At 65.6% G+C, this 18,608-nt stretch carries 20 protein-coding genes and 2 pseudogenes; 10 read left to right on the top strand and 12 right to left on the bottom strand.

Going from position 1 to position 18,608, the window contains the following annotated elements; translation table 11 throughout:
• The first annotated feature begins 128 nt into the window (after window positions 1-128).
• Window positions 129-422: a hypothetical protein gene (locus tag ACO06I_RS09660; protein WP_421932362.1), complete on the top strand. Its 294-nt coding sequence runs from the start codon at window positions 129-131 to the stop codon at window positions 420-422.
• 12 nt (window positions 423-434) lie between these two features.
• On the opposite strand, the gene map is transcribed toward ACO06I_RS09660, so the two are convergent.
• Both map and sfsA read right to left on the bottom strand, forming a co-directional pair.
• Complete coding sequence (gene map / locus ACO06I_RS09655; RefSeq protein WP_421932361.1) at window positions 435-1,259, bottom strand: type I methionyl aminopeptidase; 825 nt, start codon at window positions 1,257-1,259, stop codon at window positions 435-437.
• Between the two features lies 1 nt (window position 1,260).
• Window positions 1,261-1,995 (bottom strand): DNA/RNA nuclease SfsA, encoded by a 735-nt coding sequence (gene sfsA, locus ACO06I_RS09650; protein WP_421932360.1) that lies wholly within the window; start codon window positions 1,993-1,995, stop codon window positions 1,261-1,263.
• A gap of 56 nt (window positions 1,996-2,051) precedes the next feature.
• On the opposite strand from sfsA, the gene ACO06I_RS09645 reads away from it, so the two are divergent.
• Window positions 2,052-2,492 (top strand): hypothetical protein, encoded by a 441-nt coding sequence (locus ACO06I_RS09645; protein WP_421932359.1) that lies wholly within the window; start codon window positions 2,052-2,054, stop codon window positions 2,490-2,492.
• 29 nt (window positions 2,493-2,521) lie between these two features.
• On the opposite strand, the pseudogene ACO06I_RS09640 reads toward ACO06I_RS09645, so the two are convergent.
• Window positions 2,522-2,767, bottom strand: a pseudogene (locus ACO06I_RS09640) (DNA/RNA nuclease SfsA); the annotation flags it as partial.
• Between the two features lie 57 nt (window positions 2,768-2,824).
• Between ACO06I_RS09640 and ACO06I_RS09635 the strand changes: the two are divergent.
• Window positions 2,825-3,598 (top strand): competence/damage-inducible protein A, encoded by a 774-nt coding sequence (locus ACO06I_RS09635; RefSeq protein WP_421932358.1) that lies wholly within the window; start codon window positions 2,825-2,827, stop codon window positions 3,596-3,598.
• A gap of 524 nt (window positions 3,599-4,122) precedes the next feature.
• Here ACO06I_RS09635 and ACO06I_RS09630 read toward each other — a convergent pair.
• Window positions 4,123-4,275 (bottom strand): hypothetical protein, encoded by a 153-nt coding sequence (locus ACO06I_RS09630; RefSeq protein ID WP_421932357.1) that lies wholly within the window; start codon window positions 4,273-4,275, stop codon window positions 4,123-4,125.
• Between the two features lie 190 nt (window positions 4,276-4,465).
• Between ACO06I_RS09630 and ACO06I_RS09625 the strand changes: the two are divergent.
• The 3 genes and pseudogenes from ACO06I_RS09625 to ACO06I_RS09615 form a co-directional block, all read left to right on the top strand.
• Window positions 4,466-4,690, top strand: a pseudogene (locus ACO06I_RS09625) (site-specific integrase); the annotation flags it as partial.
• A 25-nt stretch (window positions 4,691-4,715) separates the two neighbouring features.
• Entirely contained in the window at window positions 4,716-5,225 is a 510-nt protein-coding gene (locus tag ACO06I_RS09620; protein WP_421933613.1) for a tyrosine-type recombinase/integrase, read from the top strand.
• A gap of 207 nt (window positions 5,226-5,432) precedes the next feature.
• Window positions 5,433-6,161 (top strand): FkbM family methyltransferase, encoded by a 729-nt coding sequence (locus ACO06I_RS09615; protein WP_421932356.1) that lies wholly within the window; start codon window positions 5,433-5,435, stop codon window positions 6,159-6,161.
• Between the two features lie 105 nt (window positions 6,162-6,266).
• Here the strand turns inward: ACO06I_RS09615 and ACO06I_RS09610 are convergent, their stop codons facing one another.
• Window positions 6,267-6,809: a glycosyltransferase gene (locus tag ACO06I_RS09610; RefSeq protein ID WP_421932355.1), complete on the bottom strand. Its 543-nt coding sequence runs from the start codon at window positions 6,807-6,809 to the stop codon at window positions 6,267-6,269.
• On the opposite strand from ACO06I_RS09610, the gene ACO06I_RS09605 reads away from it, so the two are divergent.
• The 3 genes from ACO06I_RS09605 (at window position 6,808) to ACO06I_RS09595 (ending at window position 9,597) form a co-directional block, all read left to right on the top strand.
• The gene (locus ACO06I_RS09605; RefSeq protein WP_421932354.1) at window positions 6,808-7,338 is read left to right on the top strand and encodes a polysaccharide biosynthesis/export family protein; all 531 of its coding nucleotides are present in this window, start codon (window positions 6,808-6,810) and stop codon (window positions 7,336-7,338) included. The two genes, ACO06I_RS09610 and ACO06I_RS09605, sit on opposite strands and share 2 nt — an antisense overlap.
• Window positions 7,339-7,355: 17 nt before the next feature.
• Entirely contained in the window at window positions 7,356-8,342 is a 987-nt protein-coding gene (galE, locus tag ACO06I_RS09600) for a UDP-glucose 4-epimerase GalE (protein ID WP_421932353.1), read from the top strand.
• Window positions 8,343-8,403: 61 nt separating this feature from the next.
• Complete coding sequence (locus ACO06I_RS09595) at window positions 8,404-9,597, top strand: AGE family epimerase/isomerase (protein WP_421932352.1); 1,194 nt, start codon at window positions 8,404-8,406, stop codon at window positions 9,595-9,597.
• Window positions 9,598-10,367: 770 nt separating this feature from the next.
• On the opposite strand, the gene ACO06I_RS09590 is transcribed toward ACO06I_RS09595, so the two are convergent.
• From ACO06I_RS09590 to ACO06I_RS09565, 6 genes are all read right to left on the bottom strand, one after another.
• On the bottom strand, window positions 10,368-11,390 hold the full coding sequence (locus ACO06I_RS09590; RefSeq protein ID WP_421932351.1) for an NAD-dependent epimerase: 1,023 nt from the start codon (window positions 11,388-11,390) through the stop codon (window positions 10,368-10,370).
• Window positions 11,391-11,486: 96 nt separating this feature from the next.
• Window positions 11,487-12,788, bottom strand: a complete 1,302-nt coding sequence (locus ACO06I_RS09585; RefSeq protein WP_421932350.1) for a UDP-glucose dehydrogenase family protein — start codon at window positions 12,786-12,788, stop codon at window positions 11,487-11,489.
• A 1,048-nt stretch (window positions 12,789-13,836) separates the two neighbouring features.
• Entirely contained in the window at window positions 13,837-14,433 is a 597-nt protein-coding gene (locus tag ACO06I_RS09580; RefSeq protein ID WP_421932349.1) for a DUF488 family protein, read from the bottom strand.
• A 153-nt stretch (window positions 14,434-14,586) separates the two neighbouring features.
• The gene (locus tag ACO06I_RS09575; RefSeq protein ID WP_421932348.1) at window positions 14,587-15,609 is read right to left on the bottom strand and encodes an alpha/beta fold hydrolase; all 1,023 of its coding nucleotides are present in this window, start codon (window positions 15,607-15,609) and stop codon (window positions 14,587-14,589) included.
• Between the two features lie 236 nt (window positions 15,610-15,845).
• Window positions 15,846-16,136: a hypothetical protein gene (locus tag ACO06I_RS09570; protein WP_421932347.1), complete on the bottom strand. Its 291-nt coding sequence runs from the start codon at window positions 16,134-16,136 to the stop codon at window positions 15,846-15,848.
• A gap of 5 nt (window positions 16,137-16,141) precedes the next feature.
• A complete protein-coding gene (locus ACO06I_RS09565) occupies window positions 16,142-16,408 on the bottom strand; it encodes a type II toxin-antitoxin system Phd/YefM family antitoxin (RefSeq protein WP_421932346.1) in 267 nt (88 codons plus the stop codon).
• A 195-nt stretch (window positions 16,409-16,603) separates the two neighbouring features.
• On the opposite strand from ACO06I_RS09565, the gene ACO06I_RS09560 reads away from it, so the two are divergent.
• Window positions 16,604-17,419, top strand: coding sequence for a CARDB domain-containing protein (locus ACO06I_RS09560; protein WP_421932345.1), 816 nt, complete (start codon window positions 16,604-16,606; stop codon window positions 17,417-17,419).
• A 152-nt stretch (window positions 17,420-17,571) separates the two neighbouring features.
• Here the strand turns inward: ACO06I_RS09560 and ACO06I_RS09555 are convergent, their stop codons facing one another.
• Entirely contained in the window at window positions 17,572-18,600 is a 1,029-nt protein-coding gene (locus ACO06I_RS09555; protein WP_421932344.1) for a DUF5979 domain-containing protein, read from the bottom strand.
• Between the last annotated feature and the right edge of the window lie 8 nt (window positions 18,601-18,608).

The raw sequence follows: 18,608 nt of genomic DNA, 5'->3' as shown, positions 1-18,608 counted from the left end.
CCGTTGCAGTGAGTGGATTCTGAAGCGTTGGCGCCCGCCTGCGCCTTACCGCTCAGTAACTACGCACAGAGAGGATTTGTTAGACTCAAAGTGGTCAAGGTTGAGTCGTTCGTGGAGAGACCCCAGCGATGGCCCGCCCCCAGAAACGCGCCGCCGAGCCCGCCCCCGAGGCGCTTGAGATTCCCGCGATCCCCGCCGAGGCCTGGGTCCTTGCCCCCTCGCCGGTGCGTCTAGCAGATGGCGCCTTCGACCCGGTCGACAGTCCGGCCCGCGCCCTGCAGGCCGATCTGGCCGCCAGCTTCGCCGAGCATCACGACGACGATCGGCGCTGGTCGGCCCGCCGCTCCCTGGCTGTCATCACCGCCGCCAGTCTTGTGGGCTGGGCGGTCCTGATCATCACCGCCCGGGCGCTGCTCTCCTAGGCGCCCGGCGCCTCAGTCGCCCTGCACCGGCGGCTTGAACAGGCCTTGAGGCGAGAGGGTGAAGACCTCGTAGCCGGTCTCGGTCACCCCCACCGAATGCTCGCACTGGGCTGACAGAGACTTGTCGCGGGTCACGGCGGTCCAGCCGTCGGCCAGGACCTTCACCGGGTGCTTGCCCAGGTTCACCATCGGCTCGATGGTGAAGAACATGCCGGGCCGCAGCAGTTCGCCCGTGCCCTTGTTTCCGAAGTGCAGGATGTTGGGGGCGTCGTGGAAGACGCGGCCCAGGCCGTGGCCGCAGAAGTCGCGCACCACCGAGCAGCGCTGGGCTTCGACGTACTGCTGGATGGCGTGGCCGATATCGCCGGTCCGGGCGCCGGGCTTCACCGCGTCCAGGCCCCGCTGCATGGCCTCATAGGTCACGTCGATCAGGCGCTTGGCGCGCGGGGCGACGGGCCCCACGCCGTACATGCGGCTGTGGTCGCCGTGCCAGCCGTCCAGGATGACGGTGACGTCGACATTGGCGATGTCGCCCTCGCGCAGGGCCCGCTCGCTGGGAATGCCGTGACAGACCACGTGATTGACCGAGATGCAGACGGTCTTGGTGTAGCCGCGATAGCCCAGGCAGGCGGGCAGGGCCCCGTGGTCCAGGATGAACTCCCGGGCCAGGCGGTCCAGTTCGTCGGTGACCACGCCGGGGACCACGTGGGGGGTCAGCATGTCCAGGCACTCGGCCGCCAGCTTGCCGGCGATCCGCATGCCCTCGAACCCTTCGGGGCCATGGACGCGGATCTCGCCGGTGCGGGTTTCGGCCTCGAGGACGTCGTTGAGGGTCATGTCAGGACTCCGCGACGAGGGCGTCGCGCCAGGGGATGCGGTGGGTGATGCGGATGGCGTCCGCACCGATATGGCAAGCATAGCACAAAACCTCAACGCCGGCCCGCGCCGCGTCAATCAGACCGGCGGCGTATTTGGGATCGAGCTCGGCGCAGGCGGCGAACTGGTCGCAGTCGGTGCGCTGGATGACGAACAGCATCACCGCCCGGTGGCCCTCCGCCACCATCGCCTTCAGCTCGGCCAGGTGCTTCAGCGAGCGGGCCGCGACACAGTCGGGGAATTCGGCGAGGGTCCCGCCGCGCTTGAGGTGGCTGTTCTTCACCTCCAGCCAGCAGGGCGGCCGCGCCGGCGCCTCCAGCAGGAAATCGATGCGGCTGGCGATCCCATAGTTCACCTCGCGGCGGATGGAGGCATAGCCCGCCAGCTCGGGAATGACGCCGGCCTCAAGCGCCTCGGCCACCAGGCGGTTGGGATGCATGGTGTTCAAGCCTACGGCGAGAAACTTTCCATCGTGGCTCGGCGCCTCCACCAACTCCCACGTGTAGGGCAGCTTGCGCTTTGGGTCAGGTGACTTGGACAACCAGCACGTCAAACCGGGCATGTTCAGCCCAATCATCGCGCCGGGATTTGGGCAGTGGGCCGTGATCTCCGTCCCGTTATCGAGCACGATGTCGGCGAGGAACCGCTTGTAGCGTTGGATGAGGCGACCGCGAACAAGTGGGGTCGGGAATTCCATTTCTGTCTTTCACTTCGCTCGTGCCTGTGAAGCTTCCTATAGCTAAGCTTTGGTTCATGCTCTCGCTGAACCCGCAGCCATGGACGATTAGACCCGCAAAGGCAGGGCAGGTCATTATGGCCTGCATCGGCACGCCGTTCATCGTGCTTAGCGTTGTCGGTGGCTGGGCACTCGCCAAAGATGGTGACATTCCCATGGCCCTCTTCGCGGGCGGCTTTCTGTTTCTCCTTGGCGGCTGGTGCGTGCTTGAGATCGCAACGGTGCGTCTGCATCTATCGGCGGATCGGCTCTGGCTAACCCGCTACTGGCACACCCGTTGGTCGATCCCTCGGGCGAGCGCGGAGCTTCAGGCCGGTGGGGTCGGCGACGTTCCCATCCTTCCCGGTATTCGCGTCTTTGACAGGAGAACGGGGAAGAAGGTGGGTGAGATAATCAGCGGTCAATTTCCCGCTGATGACTTGGCGCGCTTGCGAGCGGAACTCACCGAGCGGGCTTAGCCCGAAAGCCAGTTTCCCGCCTGCGAGTGCATCGTGTTGATCCCCACCAACCCGCCGTCCACCTCGACGATCTCCAGGGTGTGGGCGGGCTTGCGCTTGGGGTTATCGGACCGGGAGATCCACACCGGGAAGCCCGGGGTGTTCAGCCCCAGCATGGCGCCGGGATTGGGACAGTGGGTGGTGATCTCCGTCCCGTCCTCCAGCACCACATCGGCGAAGAAGCGTTTGTAGCGGCTCACCAGCCGGCCGCGCTGGAGGGGTTGGGGAAAGTCCATGGGCGGGGGGCGTCCGATCGGCTATGCGGATGCCTGATCTAGGTGAGGAGCGCAGCGATGGGTAGTCCGGCGGGCAAGGAAGGTCAGGCGGTCACCGCCGCGGTGCTGATCATCGGCGACGAGATCCTCTCGGGCCGCACCCAGGACACCAACCTGCGCGACATCGCCCTCTATCTCGGCGTCCACGGGGTGGACCTGATGGAGGCGCGCACCGTCTCCGATGTCCACGAGGACATCATCGCCGCCCTCGACGCGCTTCGCACCCGCTACGACTATGTCATCACCACCGGCGGCATCGGCCCCACCCACGACGACATCACCGCCGACGCCGTGGCCGCGGCCTTCGGGGTCGAGCTCTACGAGCACCCCGACATCATCGCCATGATGACCGCCCGCTGGGGCGCCGAGCCCAACGCCGCGCGCCGCCGCATGGCCCGGGTCCCGGTCGGCGGCGACCTGGTGAAGAACCCCGTCCAGGGCCCGCCAGGCTTCACCATCGGCAATGTCTTCGTCCTGGCCGGGGTACCGCAGATCATGCGCGGCATGCTGGAGGACGTGGGTCACCGCCTGAAGGGCGGGGCCGTCGTGCTGAGCCGCACGGTGCGGGTCGAGGGCTCCGGCGAGGGCGTGATCGCCGCCCCGCTGGAGACGGTGGCCAAGGCCCACCCGACGATGAGCCTGGGCAGCTACCCGTTCTATGGCGACGGCGGCTATGGCTCCAACCTGGTGCTGCGCGGGCGGGACGCGGCGGAGCTGGAGGCGACGGTGGCCGAGCTGATCGCGGCGCTGGAGGCGGCGGGGGTGGCAATGGTGACCGAGCTAACGGTCTGAGGTCGGAGCTTCAGCGCTATCGGACATCGGTTTCGATCGGTTTGGGTGCTGTAGGGGTCCTAATGCAAATTCTACTTCCGGGATGATGCGGGACGAGGCGGGACTTCGCGGGACCCGGTTTGGGCTCCCTGCCGGCCACCGAACCTAGGCTCCGCCTGGAAAGCAGGACTGTCACCACCTGTCTTGTCAGGCGTGGGGGCAATGTCAGTGCAATGTCAGTCTCGGGCGTGCTGGGCTCTGGGGCCGTTTTCGCCAAAACTGACCCCGCAGGCGCCGGTGATAGGTTAGATTGTGCAGGCCAATTCATGAGCGAGCCCTGAATCTGGCGCCCGGCCAGGCTCATCGTCAGGCGCTGGCCGTGGGCGCCAACGCAGTTCGCGCGGCGACGTCTCAGCCGCCTGGGTGATTAAGCGGCGGGATCTGAGCGGCTCGTCTGGCCGGCCCACCGTGCGCGCGTCACGACGTGCAAGACGCAAGCGCCCGTGTTCCAGAGCGCTACTGGCGTTGGCATTCCCGGCTGGGGCTCAGGCCGGCGGGCGTCCCTGGGGGGTGCGCAGGCGTATGCCCGGGCCGTCCTCCGGCGTGCCGACGAACTCGATGCCCGCGGCCTCAAGGGCGGCGCGGATGTCCATCAGGGTGCTGGAACGGCTGGGAGGGACGCCGTCGTGTTGCTCCAAGCGCTTGATTGTGCGGGATGCGACGCCGCACCGGGCCGACAGGTCCTCAGATGACCAGCGAAGAGCGCCTCGAGCGCTGCGAATTTGAACGCCGGTCAGCATGTATGGACTAGATCAACGTCACTATTAGTGCCAAAACGATCCCCTTAGGGGAACGCAATTGCCATTACAGTCCCATCCACTCGCGCGCATGTCGATCCTTGATTGGCAGGCCGCGATCGAGCATCTCGACGGGGCCTATTCCGAGCACACCCTGCGCAGCTACCGCTCCGACTTCACGATCTTCGAGAGGTGGTGTCTGGACAACGCCCGCGCGCCGCTGCCGGCCACCCCGCTGGTGGTCGCCGACTTCATCGCCGCCGACGCCGTCACGTCGGCGTCCTCCACCCTGAAACGCCGCCTGTCCGCCATCCGCAAGGTCCACCGCCTGCCCCGACACCCTGATCGGCCGGCGCGACCGCGCCATGATCGCTATCGGCTACGACACCCTGTGCCGCCGCTCCGAACTCGTCTGCCTGCGGCTGGAGGACCTCACCCGCCTGTCCGACGGCGGCGCCAAGATCCTGGTGCGCCGCGCCAAGAACGACCAGTTCGGCGACGGCCGCTGGGGCTACCTCTCCGCCGTCGCCCTGGCGCGCCTGGATGAATGGGTGGCGGCGGCGGCCATCCACGAGGGCCCGATCCTCCGCGCCGTCATCGGAGGCCACCTCCAGGCCAAGGGCCTGCTCTCCGTCGCCATCAGCCGCCGCCTCAAGGCCGCCGCTCAGCGCGCCGGCGTCCCCGCCCCAACCACAGCCGCCCTCTCCAGCCACTCCATGCGCGTCGGCGCCGCCCAGGACCTGATGACCGCCGGCAAGAGCCTGCTGCAGATCATGAGCGCCGGGGGCTGGACGTCTGTGAATGTGGTGGGGCGGTATGTGGGGGAGGCGGATTGGAATGTTTGGGTTTAGGAGACCGTTGAGGGTTGGATGCCGAACCCCGGAGCCTCCTATTTTGCCCAATTATTGTAATAGGAAATCCATGGATTCAGGGATCCCAAAGTGGGTGGAACTGAGTGGTGGCGCGCGGCGGAGCAAATGCGCAGTTTGCGTGAACAGAACCGGTGAAGCCTTTACGCAAGCCATGGGCGTGTTTACGGTCACTCAGCAGGGGAAAGCATGACCTATCTTCCAGAGACGCCGCGCGAGACTGTGGTTGGTGTAGCGCGTTATGTGGCTTTGCGAATGAGGAGCCCAAAGCGAATCCAATACCACGGGGTCACAATTCCAGTAGGGGCGGATGGACCGCTTCACGCCCTCCGGCGGAAGCTCTATCGGGGCCTGCACGAGCGATGCGAAATCGCCGCCGTAGAGGCGTTGCTTCGGGCAGAGGATGTGGTGCTAGAAATCGGTGCGGGCAGCGGAGTGCTCAGTACCGTAATAGCGAAACGACTAGCGCGCGCCACGTTACATACTTTTGAGGCAAATCCGTCCTTAATCCCGTCCATCCACAGGCTTCTAGCGCAGAATGGGCTCACAGCGGATGTGAGGCAAGCCGCCGTTGGGGCCGAGGACGGGACAGCAACCTTTTTCGTGCGGGAGGCTTTCGGGTCATCATCGCTGGTGGATCGTGGCGGAGCGAAAGAAATCACCGTGGAAATGGTGGCTTTTGGTCGAATTCTGGCAGATCTTCAGCCGACATTCGTAATGATGGATGTGGAAGGAGCGGAGCGGGAAATTCTTGCAAAACCGCTTCCGGCGCATGTGCGAGTACTGTGCGCTGAAATTCATCCCCACGTTATCGGTGATGAAGCCGCATCCGAGATTGTGAGATCTCTCCTTGCTCAAGGGTTCATCCTGAAGATCGACGCGTCTGGAGAGCGGGTGTTGGCCTTTGAAAGGAGCTAGCATGGTGATGAAGGTGTCCGCATCTGCTGCGGGCTTCTTCATCACCATGCTAGAATTCTCGTTGTGTCGGCATGCTAGACCGGATTCACGTCGGGGGCAGGCCACTCATAGTGCCCCCTTCCTCCGTAGCAGTTCCACGTAGAGCCGCTCCAATTCGGAGACCATATGGGCGCTGCTCCATTGGGACAGGTCAAGCTGGCCAGCCGCCCTTGCCATATCGAGCCGCAGATCGTCATCTGCCAATAGCCGCATCAGCGGTTCGGCCATCAAATCGAGGCGATCCGACGGAACAAGGTAACCTGACCTTCCGTCTCTCAGCACGGCTTCAATCCCCGGAAGATCGGTGACTACCATTGGTCTGGCGCAGAGGGCGTATTGCACGGCCGCTCGCGGAAGTCCTTCGCGTTCGGATCCGATCACGCACACCTCTGCGGTCGCAATCCACCGTTCCACGTCCTCTCTGAAGCCTAGCAGTCTCACATTATCGGTGAGTCTGAGTTCAGCGCTCCGACCCTCTATGCGTGCGCGATCGTGGCCTTCACCAAGGACAGCGAGGACAGCGGTCGGCTCTGCGCGCAACACTTCGGAGAAGACGTCAAGGTCTGTGTTTTGGTTCGTCCGCCCCTGGGTCGTGGCGGCCTTGGCCATGTTCGCCTTTTCGACCCTTGTTCCCGCGGCGCAGGCCGCCGAGCCCGCGGCGCCGGTCGTTCGCGAGGTGCCGGAATATCGGCTGGGCTCCGGCGACAAGGTGCGGGTGATCACCTTTGGTGAGGAGTCGCTGAGCGGCGAGTTCTTCGTCGGCGGCTCGGGAAAGGTCTCGATCCCGCTGGTGGGCGAATTGCCTGCGCTGGGTCTCACCGCCCGGGAATTCCAGGCCTCCGTCGAGACGGCGCTTAAGGAGGGCTATCTCAAGGAGCCCCGCGTCAGCGTGGAGATCCTCAACTACCGTCCCTTCTACATCCTGGGCGAAGTCGAGAAGCCGGGCACCTATCCCTACACGACCGGGCTGAGCGTGGTGAACGCCGTGGCGACCGCTGGCGGATACACCTACCGCGCCAACACCAAGCGCGTATTCATCAAGCGCCAGGACAGCGACAAGGAAGAAGAGTACCCGCTGGACGCCAATACGCCGGTCGCCCCCGGCGACACGATCCGGATCGCCGAGCGGTTCTTCTAGGCGGGCCCCGGGCGCGCATGCAGACAATCCTGGTCAGCGGCGGCGCCGGCTACATCGGCTCGCACACCTGCCTGCGCCTGTCCGAGGCCGGCTTCCGGCCCGTGGTGTTTGACAATCTGTCGAACGGCCACGCCGAGTTCGCCCAGTGGGGGCCGCTGGAGGTGGGGGACATCCGGGACGCCGCGCGCCTCGACGAGGTGTTCGCCGCCTACAAGCCTGCCGCGGTCATCCATTTCGCCGCCCTCATCGAGGTCGGGGAGTCGGTGCTGCATCCCGGCCGCTTCTATGAGAACAATGTCGCCGGCGCCCTGAACCTCATCGAGGCCGCCCGGCGGGCCGGCGTCGACGCCCTGGTCTTCTCGTCGACCTGCGCCACCTATGGCGACCCGCAACAGGTGCCGATGGACGAGACCCATCCCCAGGCGCCGCTCAACCCCTATGGCCATTCCAAGCTGATGGTGGAGCAGATCCTGCGCGACCTGGATCGCTATTCCGGCTTCCGCTCGGTGATCCTGCGCTACTTCAACGCGGCGGGTTGCGATCCGCAGGGCCGCATCGGCGAGCGGCACGAGCCCGAGACCCACGCCATTCCCCTCGCCATCCGCGCGGCCATGGGGTCGAACCACGGCTTCAAGATCTTCGGCGACGACTATCCCACCGCCGACGGCACCGCCGTGCGCGACTACATCCACGTGCTGGATCTGGCCGACGCCCACGTCCTGGCCCTGCGCCATCTGCTGTCGGGCGGGGCGAGCGAGGTCTTCAACCTCGGGACGGGCACAGGCACCAGTGTCCGGGAGCTGGTGGCATCCATCAAGCAGGCCTCGGGCGGCGCCTTCGACGCCCAGCCCGCCCCGCGGCGTCCCGGCGACGCTCCGGCCCTGGTAGCCGACAATCGCAAGGCCCGCGAGGTCCTGGGCTGGACCCCGCGGTACGGCCTGAGCGAGATCATTGAAACGGCCTGGCGCTGGCATCAGGCGGAAGCGGCGAGGGCGAACCCTTAGCCTCCGCCAAACGACTTCGCGCACGCGGCAATTGCGTAGCCTCACCCAATTGAGGCAGACAGTGCCGCGCCACCTCGGGTGGCGCGACGCCGCGAGATTTCGCGACGAGCCTCCATCCAAGGGACTGATGCGCTTCATGGCGCCTGCAAACGATTTCAGGTCTCTGCGCGAGGCGGCCGACTGGTACGATAACTGGTTGCGCATGCACGCTCTTCCCCTCTGGTGGAAGGTCGGGGCCGACCATGTTGGCGGCGGCTTTCTCGAGGCCCTGAGCCTGGAGGGCGAGCCGCGGCCGGCTCCGCGCCGTGCGCGGGTCCAGGGGCGTCAGATCTTCGCCTACGCGCTGGCAGGCATGATGGGCTGGGACGGGCCATGGCGGGAGGCGGCCTGGCACGGGCTCGACTACATGCTGGCGCACTTCCAACGCGAAGACGGCCTCATCCGGACCCTGGTCGGGCTTGATGGCGAGCCGATCGACGAGACCGCCATGCTCTATGATCAGGCCTTCGCCATCCTGGGCCTGGCGACCCTGCACCGGGTCGACCCCGGCCGCATCGATCTGGTCGCCGAGGGCGACAAGATCCGGCAGGGCCTGCAGTCCATGCGGCATGTTCATGGCGGCTTCCGGGAAAACATCGCCCAGCCCTTCCAGGCCAACGCCCACATGCACCTGCTCGAGGCGGCGATGGCGTGGGGGGAGGCGGGGGAGGCCTCTTGGGACGCCATGGCTGACGAGATCGTAAAGGCGGCGCTGACCACCTTCATCGATCCAGCAGGCGGCTTCTTGCGGGAATTCTTCGACGAAGAGTGGCGGCCGGCCGCGGGAGACGAGGGGCGACTGGTGGAACCGGGCCATCAGTTTGAGTGGGCCTGGCTGTTGGAGCGCTGGGGCCGCCAGCGGGGTCGCGGCGACGCGCGAGCGGTCGCCCGACGCCTTTTCGCTATCGGGCGCAAAGGCGTGGACCCGGTCCGTAGGGTCGCGGTCAACGAGCTCTGGGACGACCTCACCCTGCGCGACGGTACGGCGCGGCTATGGCCGCAAACCGAACATCTGAAGGCCGCCCTGATCCTGGACGATCTCGACGCCGCGCTCGAGGCGGCCAATGGATTGAGACGATATCTTGAGACGCCGTGCCTCGGGGTATGGCGTGACAAGATGAATGCGGATGCAAGCTTCCAGGAGGGGCTCGCGCCGGCAACGTCACTCTATCATCTGATCACAGCCTGTAAGAGCTTGGCCGATAGCCAAGCCTGACCCTCGACCGCCAGCCCCTGGAACGATCTTCTACCCCGCGCTCTGGCTGAGATGACGGTCCAAAGCCGGTCGAGGGCCCACTCTGCGAGACTTTAGCGGCGTTTCGCAGGTCGTTGGCGATGTCGGCTATCGGGTGCTGGCCGAGCGGAGTGGGGGCGTCGAGTCTTCTTCCCGGCCCAAATCCCGGCGGTTGACCACCTATCGGGTGGGCTTGTCCAAATTCCTTCCAACAACTCAGTTCGGAGCTCCCTCGATGGCCGACACTGACCCGCCAGACGCACAGGGAGATCCCAGGATTGTGCGGCCGCCGTCGAGAGAGAAGCCTCCAGCAAGGCCGCTTAACGTGCGCCGTGTCTACGACTTTGGCCTTACCCAGGAGGAGGTTTCTCTGCGCAATGCGCGCAAACCGCTTACCGAAGCTGACTTCGCAGCAATGATTGTCGATGAAGACGAGCTGCAGGCACTTGGCCGCTGGGGCGGATCAGCAGCACCGCGAAGACGGCGGCCCGGCCGCTAGGGTCTGGCGGAGCGCTAATGACCTGACGCAATCTGGGACCTTAAGCCCTAATGGCGTCGCCGATGTTCATGGGCGCAAGGACAGCAATATCTAACTCGCGGCCCAGGTCTACCTGACTGACCTGTCACACGGCTCCGAGTGTCCGATAGCCCCTGACCTTGCGGCCGGGGGGAACGTTGGCCCGACAGCCTTTCCGCGCCTCAACCCCGCGCCCGCGCCAGGCGAAGAGATACAATCCTCAGGGGTGGAAACCTCAGGCGCCCTTGGGCTTGTAGTAGTCGAGATACCAGTCGACGAACCGTCCGATGCCGGTCTCGATGGGGGTCGCAGGCGCGTAGTCGAGGGCCGCCTGGGTCTCGGCGGTGTCTGCCTCGGTGCGGCTGACGTCGCCGGGCTGCATAGGCATCAGGTTGAGCTGCGCCTTGCGGCCGAGCTTCTCCTCGAGCACCTGGATATAGCGCATCAGCTCCACCCTCTGGCTGTTGCCGAGGTTGAGGATGCGCCAGGGTGCGACGCCGCTGGCGGCGGGATTGGGCGCCTGGGGGTCCCAGGCCGCGTCGATCCCCGGCGGCCGGTCAAGGCCGGCGATCACCCCTGAGACGATGTCGTCCACATAGGTGAAGTCCCGCTGCATCTTGCCCTGGCCATAGACGTCGATGGGCTCGCCCTTGAGGATCGCGTCGGTGAACTTGAACAGCGCCATGTCCGGCCGGCCCCATGGGCCATAGACGGTGAAGAACCGGAAGCCGGTCGAAGGGATGCCGAACAGGTGGGCGTAGGAGTGGGCCATGGACTCGTTGGCGAGCTTGGTGGCCGCATAGAGGGTGATGGGGTGGTGCACGGGATCGCGCACCGAGAAGGGCAGCTTGCCGTTGGCGCCGTAGACCGAGCTGGTGGAGGCGAAGACCAAGTGCTTGGGCTGGGTGGCGCGGCAGCCCTCGAGGATGTTGAGGAAGCCCACGACGTTTGAGTCCACGTAGGCTTCTGGGTTTTCCAGGCTGTAGCGGACGCCAGCCTGGGCGGCCAGATTGATCACCCCGTCGGGCTTCACCTCTTGGAACAGCTTGGCGACGGCCTCGCGGTCGGCCAGGTCGATCTTGGCGTGGCGGTAGCCCTCGCGCGCCTCCAGACGGGCCAGGCGCGCCTGCTTCAGCGTCGGGTCATAATAGGCGTTGAGGTCGTCGAGACCGACCACCTCGTCCCCCCGGTCGAGCAAACGATGGGCCGTATGTGAGCCGATGAAGCCCGCCGATCCGGTGACAAGTACGATCGCCATTTAAATTCGTGATCCGCGTCAGTGACAGAAATTAGGAGACTTTTTTAAGTCATGGGGCGGCGGAGCCGCTCAACTGCGACCGCCTTACCAAGGCTGTCACGCTCGCCCGATGCTGGCGTACTTGAAGCCGCGCGAGCGCAGGTCCTCGGGCTTGTAGACATTGCGCAGGTCGACCATGACCGGGGCCTTCATCAGGTCCTTGATGCGGTCGAGGTCCAGCGCCCGGAACTGGTCCCATTCGGTGATCAGCACCAGGACGTCGGCGCCGGTGGCCGCGGCGTAGGCGTCGTCCTTGAAGTCGACATCCTTGAGCATGTGCTTGGCCTCCTCCCCCTCGGGGTCGTAGGCCTGGACCTTGGCGCCCAGCTTCTGCAGGGCCGGGATGATGTCGAGCGCCGGGGCGTCGCGCATGTCGTCGGTGTTGGGCTTGAAGGTCAGGCCCAGGACCCCGATGGTCTTGCCGGCCAGGTCGCCCTCCAGCGCCGCGGCCACCTTGGTGGCCATGGCCTTCTTGCGGGCGTCGTTGATCTCCACCGTGGTCTCGATCAGCCGCACCGGGCTGCCGGCGTCGGTGGCGGTGCGCACCAGGGCCAGGGTGTCCTTCGGGAAGCAGGAGCCGCCGTAGCCGGGGCCGGCGTTGAGGAACTTGCCGCCGATCCGCTTGTCCAGGCCGATGCCCTTGGCCACGTGCTGGACGTCGGCGCCCAGGGCCTCGCAGAGGTCAGCGATCTCGTTGATGTAGGTGATCTTCAGCGCCAGGAAGGCGTTGGCGGCGTACTTGATCAGCTCGCTGGTGCGGCGGCTGGTGAAGACGATGGGGGTCTCGTTCAGATAGAGCGGCCGGTAGAGCTCGGTCATCACCGGCCGGGCGCGTTCGTCCTCCAGGCCCACCACCACGCGGTCGGGGCGCTTGAAATCCTCGATGGCCGCGCCCTCGCGCAGGAAATCGGGGTTCGACACCACCGCGAACTGGGCGTCGGGGCGCTTGGCCTTGATGATCCGCTCGATCTCGTCGCCGGTGCCCACCGGCACGGTGGACTTGGTGACGATGACGGTGAAGCCATCCAAGAGGCCGGCGATCTCCTCGGCGGCGGCGTAGACATAGGAGAGGTCGGCGTGGCCGTCGCCGCGGCGCGAGGGGGTGCCCACGGCGATGAACACCGCGTCGGCCTTCTTCACCGCCGCGGCGGCCTCGGTGTCGAAGGACAGGCGACCGGCCTTGACGTTCTGGGACACCAGCACGTCCAGACCCGGCTCGAAGATCGGAATCCCGCCGGCCCGCAGGCGCTCGATCTTGCCCGCGTCCTTGTCGATGCAGATCACGTCATGGCCGAAATCGGCGAAGCAGGCCCCGCTCACCAGGCCCACATAGCCGGTGCCGATCATCGTGACGTGCATCTTCTATCCCCAAGCTCAGGCTGGCCCTGCGTCAGGCCGGTACATGTTTTCGCGGCGCAGCAAAAGTGGCGCCGGGCGGATCGGTCCGCCAAACATGGGTAGGGACAGGACCCTGACGGAAATTGCGTGAAGCGACGGCGATCAGTCGGACTATTGCCTCCGCCATGCCGCACTAAAAGTGGATGAAACGGCATCCGAGCTCGATGGATTACTTGCCTTATCCCACACATAGCTCGTCAACTAATGCATCCGGATTGCATGGACGATCCCACATCATCTGCGCCATCGCTGAGCTGGGCCGGTTCCAGGCGGAGCGTCGCTGAGCTGGGTCGATGAGTTGGCCGAATGCGTCAGCCCATCTACCGTCTACTGGCGAAACCCCTGGGCGTCGCAGGTCGACGCTAGCTCTGGCCTTCGCGCGCCCCTCCAGCGAACCAGTCGAAGGGGCGCCCAGGAACTGATTGGCGCAGACCCGGCTCGGTGCAATCGCGGCAAAGCGCTCGGTATCCTTCGGAATGCGGCAAGCTTGGCGAGCATGCTGGCTTCCACCTCGTCGCGCGCCACCGTGGCGCAGTGTTCAACCTGCCCGAACGTTCGACTGCCAGCCGGCTGGGCCCGGCCGCGCTTCTTTAAACAACCAGATTGGGAGTCTCCTCAATGACTGACAGTGATCCCCCAGGGGCACAGGCCGGATCAATCGTCAGCATCGTCGGTTTGCAGGCAGGAGAGACCTCTCGACCTGAGACGCCGCGTTTGCGGCGAGTCTAAGATTTGGGCTGTCGGGCGAGGAGCTTGCCCTGCGCAAGGCGCGCAAGCCGCTGACCGGAGCAGAGATCGCAGCCATGATCGTGGACGAAAGCGAGCTGAAGACACTTGGTCGTTGGGCTGGATAAGCAGCTCGAAGGTCAGTCCAATAGGAAGCCGAGGATGGTTGACCCAGGCCCGTACATGGGAGAAGCAGCGGGCTGGCCCCGACTCAGGGCGAGGTAAGAGAGGCCTCGTTGTCGACGTCGAATGGTTTGATGCTGCCCGTTATCGGACAGGCGCGTCAGCTTCCGGGGGCCAGCTGGTCTCGGTAAAGCAGGCCTTCCGCAGTCGGCTCAACACCGGGTGTCAGGACGGCCGGCTTTACGTCGTGCAGACCCAGGATGTGAAAAACCGCCTTGCCGTCCTTGAGCAGGTAGTCGGCGATGATCCGACGGTGGCATCGCCACCAGAGAACCTCCGCGCACATGATCGCACAGGTGCGCTCGCGGCCCGTGGCGGTGAGTTCGGCGAGCCCCTCTCTGAACTGCGGCGTCAGCGCATAGTCGGCATAGTTCCGGAAGCTCTTATTCCGCCAGAGCGTATTGGGCGAAGTCCCAAGCCGGGGCGCTCGCCCGCGTAATCCACCCAAGGACGCAATGTGGCGATAGCCGATCTGCCGCTCGGCGAGTGCGGCAGGAAGGGCGTCGCTGTTGAATTGAGGATTGGCGCGAGACCGCGGCATCTTGCGGACATCGATGATTGTCTCGGCTCCGGCCACCCGAAGGAGGTCAACCATCTCTTCGACGGACCGGGTCGAATGGCCAATTGTGAAGAACGGCCGCCCAATATCAGGAATCGCGCCCATCTTTATGGGTCTCCCTGGTATCTTCTCGGTCATCGTTCAGGGCTCGACAATGGCGGGGTTGGTCGCGCGTAGGACGCGCGACGGCGCGCAACCCCCTGATGGGCAAGCCTAGGTTCTTGCTCGGCATGATTCAGGCTGACGCGATTGCCGGTGACGCAGGGTAGAGCGCATCATCCCCTCCAACGTCTACCGACGAAATCCCTGCCCGTCGCAGGCCCGCGCAGACTTGAGACCGGGGGTCTTCAGCCACGCAATCGCGGCCAGCAGGTAGCTCCGATCCCGGCCGAGCGGGGAGACGTGGGTGGCGCCATCGGCGTCGAGGACCCAGCCCTGACACGCCCGCCGGGCCGGCGCCGCCTGGGCCTGCCGCCATGCCCTGTCGGTTGGGTCGGTTGGCGCGAGACTGGCCACGATCACCGCCGTGGGTGTTGTCGGGCCGACCCCGCCGATTTCTCTTACCCGTCGTAGGCCAGGCAGGACTTGCAGGACCTCATCGCGGGCATTCTGCAGATGCCGGGGGGAGGTGAGGGCGGCCCACTTGTGATGCGCCGCCGAATCTTGGAGCCCGATGGCGTCGATCGTCGGTTGGACCACCAGCGGCGCCAGGCCCATGCGCCCGCCGATCGCCGCCAGGCGGGCTAGGGTTTCCTCATCCTGCAGGTCCGACATCACCAGGGGTTCGTCGAGGTCGTCGCTGCCGACGCCATCGACATAGAGCACGCCCGCCACGCGCGCGGGAAACAGGGTGGCGAAGGTTTCGACATATAAGGCGCCGTTGGAGTGGCCCACGAGGATGACGGGCTGGGTCTCCCCCAGGTTATCGAGGGCGCTGCTAAGGTCGCGCGCGATGTTTTCCGGAGTCGGCGCCGTGATCCGGTCCGGCGACCGGCCGAGGCCCAGGCGGTCGTAGGCGCAGACGCGCCCCGTCTTGACGAGATCCCGCATCGCGAGACCCCAGTCGGCGGAGGTGCCGAAGGCGCCGGCTTCAAGGACGACCGTCGGCGCCGCGGTGGTTGGGCCACGACATTCGAAGAACGGCTCGCCGCTTCCCAAACGCGGAGGGCCGCCAACCGGCCCGTTCGCTGTCGCGCATCCGCCCAGTCCAAGGCCGATCCAGGCCAGGACCATGCCCAGCGCAAGTCCCAGCCGGGCGCGATCGCCGACCCAGAGCGAGGCGGGATCTTTCGCGGGCGAGCGGGCGAATATCATGTCGCGATATTGGGGGACGGGCGGCGCGATACCAAGCACCGGCGAGCCGAAGATGTTCCCAACCCTTGGTGGCCAGCCCCGCCACGTCGCCACCGATGTCCGAAGACGCCTGAAGTGGTTGTGGATCGTGCCGTGGCCAACGGCTCCTAGCTTGAGGAAAAGCCCTGGCGCACTCCAAGGCGGTGTATGCCGTATGCGATCTCGCCATCCTGGTTAGGTTCAAGGTCGAATCCGGGCTAGACGAACTCGTTAGCCTCGTGAGTGACGACCCAAGATCGCGCATCGTTCAAACCCAGATGATGCTCCGCCCTAAGCGGAATATCTAAGGCCTGTTCGTCGGCGGTTGGTGCGGAGTGAGTGATCGGCGAGACCATGACAATCGTCAGCCGGACGCCAGCGCGCCGACGCGACAGGATAATCGCGCAGGGGCGCGGGTAGAGGGCGTTGTCACGGCCCTGGTCGTGTTCACGTCGCGAGAGATAGTTGAAACCGATGATGAGGCCGACTTCCGGCTTCGGAAGGGTCACTGGGCCTATTCGTCCAGCAGAGCGTCAAGGTGGTCATGCGCGGGATCGACGGACGCTTCTGCGAGCGCCGCCAGGGACTCCGCCGATAGCTCATGGGCCCATTGCGCGCGGGTGGCCAGGCTCTTCAGCCGCAGGAATTCGTCATAGTCATGCTTCGATATCAAGACCTCGGTGACGCGGTTATGGTGTGTCACCGCAACGGGCTCCCGTTGGGCCGCTTGGCGGTATCGTGAAAAGCGTTTGGCAATTTCTGTTGCTCTGACTTGGAGCATGGGGATCTCCGCGACCCGTGAGATTCGGACTTTCCGCGCTGGCGTCAAGGCGTCGATGTGAGAGCGCGATGGAAGTCGTTTCCTTGGTCTAACCAAGCAGATCATGGGCATTGCGACCGGAAAGGTCATGTTGATCTGGCGTCAGCGGGATGCAACAAACTCTGCTGTGCTCGTACGCCTCGAGGGAGCTTCGTGATGCGTTCGCTTTGTCTTGGGGCCGCGCTGGCCTGTTCGCTTGCCCTGCCTGCCGCGGCGCAACGGGACGGTCTCGCCCCGGTCGGCGGAGGGGTCGCGACCTCAAAAGACCCTGACCTGGTGATCACCAGCACCTGGCTCGCCACCGCGGCCAACACCAACCCGATGGGATCGGTGCTGACCAACCAGCCGTTCCAGGCCTGTTTCACGGTCAAGAACCAGACGGGCGGAGCGAGCCCAGGTTTCCGGGTGGCCGCCACACCTGCGGTGGCGGGTGCGACCTCGTTTCGCGACCTCGGGCCCCTGGCGGCCGGCACCTCGAAGACGGGCTGCCTGGGCTACGCCACCAGTGGGACCAATGCGGTGCTGCTGAAGCTGACCGCCGACAGCCTCGGCCAGGTGCCCGAGCAGAACGAGACCAACAACACCAAGTTCCTGACGCTTGGCCTGTCGACGCCGCCGGACCTGATCATCACCTCGGCCTGGTTCCAATCGATGCAAAGCTCGGCGCACATCAGCGTGGTGGCGCCCGGCCAGGCCTTCACTTTCTGCTTCCAGGTCAAGAACATGGGGCAGGTTGGGGTAGGCGGCTTCCAGGTGCAGGGCACGGCCTTGGCCGGAGCAGCGGCACCGACCACCACCATCACCACCCTCGCAGGCGGGGCGTTGAAGGTTGGCTGCCTCTACTACGGGGCCGGGGCAGGGCCGGTTGGGACGCGCAGCCTGAGCATCAGCGTGGATAGCGCTCAGGCGGTGGCCGAGGCCGACGAGGTCAACAACACCCTGTCAGGCTTCACCCTGACGGTTCAAAACTAGAGCGCAGAGGGCAGTGCTACGCCCGGGTTGCGCCGGGTCATTGTCTGTCGCCGAGCTAACTACCACCCAGAATCGGCAATGCGGCCGCTGCTAGTGAGCGCCGGTTAGGGCCCTGTGAGGTTTGGGCTGACGAGAGGCCCCGCAGCCCCTGACTAGGGGCCGCGGACGGCCTTACACCTCAGGTCGTTGATCACCATCAGCGCGCCTCCGCCGCGTAAGCGGGTTCCGTTCGGATAGGTGGTGATCCAGTCGCAGCCGACCGGCGCGCGCGACGGAAGCTCGGCGATCTCGCACTGGCTATCGGCGGGCACGGGGAGGAACCGTTGGGGATCGCCCGGCGGGCTAAGCGTGATGGTCGTGTGCGGCCCAATCGGGGCGCAATCGACCCGCACTTGGAAGTCGAGGCCCGTGAGCGGCGCGCCACTGGCGTTGATCACGCGTTTCATGATCCTCAATAGGTCCGGCTCGCCGCGGTCCAGTCCGCCGTCGCACTTCAACTCGTTGACCACCGTCAGCGCCCCTCCGGGACGGCTGTGGCGGCCGAGCGGATAGGTGACTAGCCAAGCGCACGGCGGCCGGGGCACCGGCGGGGTGAGCTCGGTAAGCGAGCAGGCGCTGCCAAACGGCACGGGGATGACCTTCTGCAGATGGCTTGGCGCCGATAGCTGGACATTGGTCCTCACGCCTGAAGGGCTGCATACCACCATGACATCGAAGGTCACCGCCGGCGTCGGGAAGGTGGTGTTGTTGACGATCCGGTTGATCACGGTGATCTGGTCGGGCCGGGGTCCGGGATCGCAGGTCAGGCGGAAGGGGACGCTCTCGCCCTGATCGAGCCAGGAGATTGGGGTCCCTGTCGTCGCCCGCCGCACCACCCGGAGCCGGTAGCTATGAGCCGGGTCGCAGCTCGCATCCTCAGGAAAGCGCACCACGGCCTGGCCAGTGTTGGGAATACCCATCGCCAGGTCGGCGAAGGTGTAGCCGGTCGGCGTCAGCCGGATAAGGCGGATGTCGATGACGCCTGGGCCTGGCGAGCTCCACTGGACTGTAAGCGGATTGGCCTTGGGCAGGGTCGCTGACCTAGGGGCGGTCACGCTCAGGGCGAACGCAGGCCCGGCCAGCAGCGCCAGGACGAGCGCCACGGCGATCGTCAATGCAGGGGCGAGGCGCGCGCGCGGCATGGGTCTCT

Origin of the sequence: Phenylobacterium sp., assembly GCF_965229015.1 — a bacterium.
In the GTDB taxonomy this organism is placed as follows: domain Bacteria; phylum Pseudomonadota; class Alphaproteobacteria; order Caulobacterales; family Caulobacteraceae; genus Phenylobacterium.
Note: the sequence above shows the minus strand (reverse complement) of the source record. Positions and strands in the feature narration are given on the sequence as shown.

Bases quoted from the DNA above. Each gene is read 5' to 3' on its own strand.
- ACO06I_RS09660 (WP_421932362.1), top strand. From the start codon at position 129: ATGGCCCGCCCCCAGAAACGCGCCGCCGAGCCCGCCCCCGAGGCGCTT.
- map (WP_421932361.1), bottom strand. From the start codon at position 1,259: ATGACCCTCAACGACGTCCTCGAGGCCGAAACCCGCACCGGCGAGATC.
- sfsA (WP_421932360.1), bottom strand. From the start codon at position 1,995: ATGGAATTCCCGACCCCACTTGTTCGCGGTCGCCTCATCCAACGCTAC.
- ACO06I_RS09645 (WP_421932359.1), top strand. From the start codon at position 2,052: ATGCTCTCGCTGAACCCGCAGCCATGGACGATTAGACCCGCAAAGGCA.
- ACO06I_RS09635 (WP_421932358.1), top strand. From the start codon at position 2,825: ATGGGTAGTCCGGCGGGCAAGGAAGGTCAGGCGGTCACCGCCGCGGTG.
- ACO06I_RS09615 (WP_421932356.1), top strand. From the start codon at position 5,433: ATGACCTATCTTCCAGAGACGCCGCGCGAGACTGTGGTTGGTGTAGCG.
- ACO06I_RS09605 (WP_421932354.1), top strand. From the start codon at position 6,808: ATGTTCGCCTTTTCGACCCTTGTTCCCGCGGCGCAGGCCGCCGAGCCC.
- ACO06I_RS09610 (WP_421932355.1), bottom strand. From the start codon at position 6,809: ATGGCCAAGGCCGCCACGACCCAGGGGCGGACGAACCAAAACACAGAC.
- galE (WP_421932353.1), top strand. From the start codon at position 7,356: ATGCAGACAATCCTGGTCAGCGGCGGCGCCGGCTACATCGGCTCGCAC.
- ACO06I_RS09590 (WP_421932351.1), bottom strand. From the start codon at position 11,390: ATGGCGATCGTACTTGTCACCGGATCGGCGGGCTTCATCGGCTCACAT.
- ACO06I_RS09585 (WP_421932350.1), bottom strand. From the start codon at position 12,788: ATGCACGTCACGATGATCGGCACCGGCTATGTGGGCCTGGTGAGCGGG.
- ACO06I_RS09580 (WP_421932349.1), bottom strand. From the start codon at position 14,433: ATGACCGAGAAGATACCAGGGAGACCCATAAAGATGGGCGCGATTCCT.
- ACO06I_RS09575 (WP_421932348.1), bottom strand. From the start codon at position 15,609: ATGATATTCGCCCGCTCGCCCGCGAAAGATCCCGCCTCGCTCTGGGTC.
- ACO06I_RS09565 (WP_421932346.1), bottom strand. From the start codon at position 16,408: ATGCTCCAAGTCAGAGCAACAGAAATTGCCAAACGCTTTTCACGATAC.
- ACO06I_RS09560 (WP_421932345.1), top strand. From the start codon at position 16,604: ATGCGTTCGCTTTGTCTTGGGGCCGCGCTGGCCTGTTCGCTTGCCCTG.
- ACO06I_RS09555 (WP_421932344.1), bottom strand. From the start codon at position 18,600: ATGCCGCGCGCGCGCCTCGCCCCTGCATTGACGATCGCCGTGGCGCTC.